The organism is Bartonella sp. AP7XZML (assembly GCF_042195745.1).
Taxonomy (GTDB): domain Bacteria; phylum Pseudomonadota; class Alphaproteobacteria; order Rhizobiales; family Rhizobiaceae; genus Bartonella.
The window spans coordinates 1-4,048 of record NZ_JBHIOT010000126.1 but is presented as its reverse complement, the minus strand read 5'-3'; the positions used below and the strand labels follow the sequence as shown (position 1 = coordinate 4,048).

The window sequence follows — 4,048 nt, the reverse complement described above, 5'->3', positions numbered from 1 at the left end:
GGAGGTATGTGCAAATATTTCATATAAACGAAATCAATAATGAATGCATATATACAAAAGGTATCATATTGCAAACGCTCTTTTGAGATATGAAAACTTATCAAAAGGAATGTAAATAATGCGTATGATTTTTACTCACTCATTTGAATGAGAGAGCCTATAAACGCTTTTATGGCTATCAAACGTATCAATCATAACTCCTCCTTTGTGAGGTAGTCATTTGAAATAAAGCCCATGATCAAAATGCTTCTTTTAAAACGTTTCAATATACTGACTTTAAAATTGAGTTGAGTAAATTAAAATAACTTACATTCTAAAATCAAAACGCTTTTTAGATTCATCTCAATACAATCAAAAGCAAATGCCTATTAAACTAATGTCTTTTTTAAAACGTTCTTTTTACATCTGTAAACGTTGGTTTTCAAAACAATCTCTCATAAGACAAATAAACAACCGCTTTTATCAAAGGTAAGGCTTTAAAAACTGTTATAAACATCAGTTTCAAACGTTTAAACGTTCACTTAAAGAGGGTCTCATAAGCGTATTTTTAAACTATAACTTTTAAAACGTTTCTTAGTACCAAGTCTAAAGTAGATAGTAATTCTACTGCCATGGCATTGTCGCTTCCATTTTTTTGTGGAAGCGAATACAGTTGCGTTCTTCAAAACTAGCTATGCACTATATTCATTAAAAGGCTTTTGATTTCATAAGATATAAAATACCTCTTTATCGTTTTCTAAACTTTTAGACAGCATTTTAAAATGCGATCTTGTCCTTAATCCTTTTATGCAATCTTTAAAATGTTCGGTGTTATTGATGATGCTGTTATGACAGCTCTCTATTTTGCGCTCGCCAATTTTGGCGAACGTTAATTTACTCTTTTATGCGATTAACAATCCAATCTTTAAAATAAGAAGTAATCTTTAAACGTATGTTATCGATAGTTCCAAACGACTAAATTTTAAACAATGCGATTTCTGCTGTGATAAAAACGTATCATAAGATTTATAAACTGTTATGAATGATATCTGCTTTTCATTTCATTGAACGTTTACATGCGTTATAATATTAGCATCATGATTTGCTTTTTATGGTCTATTCATACATGGCAATCTTATATAAAAAATGGTCAAATGAATCATGCATAAAAAGATGGATTCTTGAGTGGATTCATATAAAATAATTGCAAGCAAACTATTGACTTTATTGTGTTTTTTGATATTATACTGAGTACTATCTCTAAAAGTGATTTCATCTTTTCACTTACCGGTCGTGGTCCTCTTTCACATACGATGATGGCGGCGTATATGAGAAAAAATAAAATTGAAGCTTGCCCCCATGGTTTTCGCTCTAGTTTACGCGATTGGCTAGCAGAAACAACCGATGCCCCCTATGAGGTCGCTGAAACTATTCTAAGTCATACAGTAGGAGGACAAGTAGAGCGCTCCTATCGTCGTACTGACTATCTAGAACAGCGCCGTGTCTATATGGATAAATGGGCGGCTTATGTCACGGGTCAAACCTAAAATATGGGGTGAATAACCCCATGATCTGTGGATAACTTTCTCTCTCTTCTCTCTCATTCTTTCTCAATAGGAGTCATAATTTATCACATTAGAAATTGTATAATAAAATATTGTTTTCTATAAATAAAACATCTTTCTAAATGAACCAAAATGTGGTTAATAAATGATTATGATTTGTTTTTATAGTGAAAGGATTTTAGAATGACAGAAAATGATATTCTTTTAACAGACCGTGAAAGTGCAAAATTGCTTCATATGAGTGTCTCAACTTTCCGCCGTCATGTAACCAATGGCTCTTTGCCAAAACCTTTAAAATTTGGTTTTTTATCGCGTTGGTTACAATCAGATCTTTTGAATGTCATCGAGCAAGCAAAACAGCAACGTTATAACGACGCGGCATAAAAAGAAAACCTTGTCACGTAAGGACGGACAAGGCTTTCTCAAGCTCATCAAACCTGGTGCTTTATTTGGTGTAAATTCAAGGCTTTCTCTGCTGAAGCAAGACTTAAGGCTGGCATTCAAGTTGTTCTGAATGTTTTTTACAATAAGGGCTATTTAAGCGTCTCTCAACACTTCGCTGAGGCGTGATAGAACCACTAAGAGGATACACCGGAATCCTATCATCTTGACAATTTTCACACCACTTTCCATTTTCACTTCTATAGTGGAAGCCAGATTGAAGCATACAAGTATGAATTATTGCCCATTCACCGAAACCTAATCCACTATTTTCTGTATCGGCATTATAAGGAGTTGGCTTACCACACTCTAACAATGCTTTTGCTACTTCAGTAGAATCTGCATCTGGCTTTTGCCATATAACAAAGTATTTTGAAGGAGGCTTTGAGTCACATCCAGCGATACTTAACAAAGCCATGCAACTCAACAGTTTTAAGATTTTCTTCATTTTTCCCCTCTTTCAATGGATTTATTTACGATAAAACAGAGCTCATAAACCTATTGATATTTCCTGTCACCGCTGCTGAAAACAACAGTGAACAATATTGAAATGGTTAATTGAGGAAACAATCCCGCCATTCCAAGCGAAGGCAAGGAGGGGGATTGTTGATCATCACTTAAGGCTTGCATTCATCCGCATTTTTATACCTTTTACAAAAAGGGCTATTTAAGCGCTTCTTGACACTGCGCTGTGGTATGACAGCACCTGGACGACAAATCGGCAAGTTTTTCTCTTTAAAAGTATAACACCAATATGGTCCTCCCCATTTGTAGTGGAATCCTGCTTGAATCATGCAAGCATCGATGGAAGCCTCTGCATTGATGCTTAGCTTTCTATTTTCTGGAAAAACATCATAAGGGGTTGGCATACCACATTCTAACAAGGCTTTTCCTATCTCCGTAAAATCTGCACCAGGTTTCTCCCATGCACTCAAAACTCCTGGTGGAGGCTTGTCGATGTTACATCCAACAATATTTAACAGAATGAGACCACTTAATAATTTCAAGATTTGTTTCATTTTTTTCTTCCTGAATATTTTGAATAAATTGGCGTACGATTAGGTAATCCATAAGCCTGTCGACATATTGAACCTGCATTACCATAACAAGCATGGACACTTGGGTAGCCCTTAAATATTTGCCCTGCTTCTTTCCAAGGACCACTTCCAGGAGGTATTTGCTCAAAAGTGTAAGGATTTTTGCCAATCTTTGTACCCACAAAGTCATTTTTATGATTTTCCAAGTTTACGTAATCCTGCTTTCCATCACTTAAGATATATAACGTATCTGCCATGTTTTGAGTATTATAAGCTGGTCCAAAGAAATTAATCGTTGTTTTCTTTGCTATACCATGAACACCATGCTTTTCTAAATCATGCGATCCATTGCCCGCTGTCATACTGCCGCGGCTATGCGCATCAGTATGCAATCCTATATTGCCAAGGCTATACAACAGATTCTGGTACTTCTTCGTCGAATTGGTCAAAATACCCAACTTACCTTCTAGAGCATACTGATACCCTGCAATGAACAACTCTACCAAGAACGAATCGCTATGAGGGAACATCAGAAAATAGTGCGGATCATTCTTGTTATCAGCCAACTGAACCGCATTATGGGCTGCGTCATCTGGTGTTGTAAAAATACCATTGAGAAAAACATGAACCTTGCCATCAGAACCTTTTTGTAAATTCTGTTGTTCTTCAGGCGTTAAATAATGATATTGCGGCTGCGGGTTTCCATGACTGTCTCTTATAGGATTTCCATTTTCATCTTTTGCATAGATCACATTGCCATTTTCATCGTGATCCACGGTAGCCAGATAATGCTCTTTGATAAACATGTTTACAAAGCCCTGTTCAAAGATATTAATTCCTTCATCCGATAAATCATTGATCATACCTACGCGATTATGCACTGCTCCCTCAAGCGATGCGACATCTAGCTGTCCTACTGCTTGGTGGGCTGCTGCGGTGTTGCGATTGAGAGAGCCAATGATTTGTCCAGCATCTTGCCCCATCGCCCTCTGTCCAGTTGTATCAGTAAGGATGATAGTCCCATCG

The 4,048-nt window shown here is 36.5% G+C and carries 4 protein-coding genes and 1 pseudogene; 2 read left to right on the top strand and 3 right to left on the bottom strand.

Annotated features, from left to right (window positions below):
* Positions 1–1,235: 1,235 nt before the first annotated feature.
* A pseudogene (locus tag ACFILT_RS09725) lies at positions 1,236–1,526 on the top strand (integrase); the annotation flags it as partial.
* A gap of 201 nt (positions 1,527–1,727) precedes the next feature.
* Positions 1,728–1,928, top strand: coding sequence for an AlpA family transcriptional regulator (locus tag ACFILT_RS09720; RefSeq protein ID WP_015856172.1), 201 nt, complete (start codon positions 1,728–1,730; stop codon positions 1,926–1,928).
* A gap of 103 nt (positions 1,929–2,031) precedes the next feature.
* Here the strand turns inward: ACFILT_RS09720 and ACFILT_RS09715 are convergent, their stop codons facing one another.
* From ACFILT_RS09715 to ACFILT_RS09705, 3 genes are all read right to left on the bottom strand, one after another.
* Positions 2,032–2,433 (bottom strand): hypothetical protein, encoded by a 402-nt coding sequence (locus ACFILT_RS09715; RefSeq protein ID WP_375612658.1) that lies wholly within the window; start codon positions 2,431–2,433, stop codon positions 2,032–2,034.
* Between the two features lie 169 nt (positions 2,434–2,602).
* On the bottom strand, positions 2,603–3,004 hold the full coding sequence (locus ACFILT_RS09710; RefSeq protein ID WP_375639609.1) for a hypothetical protein: 402 nt from the start codon (positions 3,002–3,004) through the stop codon (positions 2,603–2,605).
* The coding region (locus tag ACFILT_RS09705) for a filamentous hemagglutinin (RefSeq protein ID WP_375680009.1) at positions 3,001–4,048 on the bottom strand (1,048 nt) is incomplete at its 5' end. The genes ACFILT_RS09705 and ACFILT_RS09710, both read right to left, overlap by 4 nt.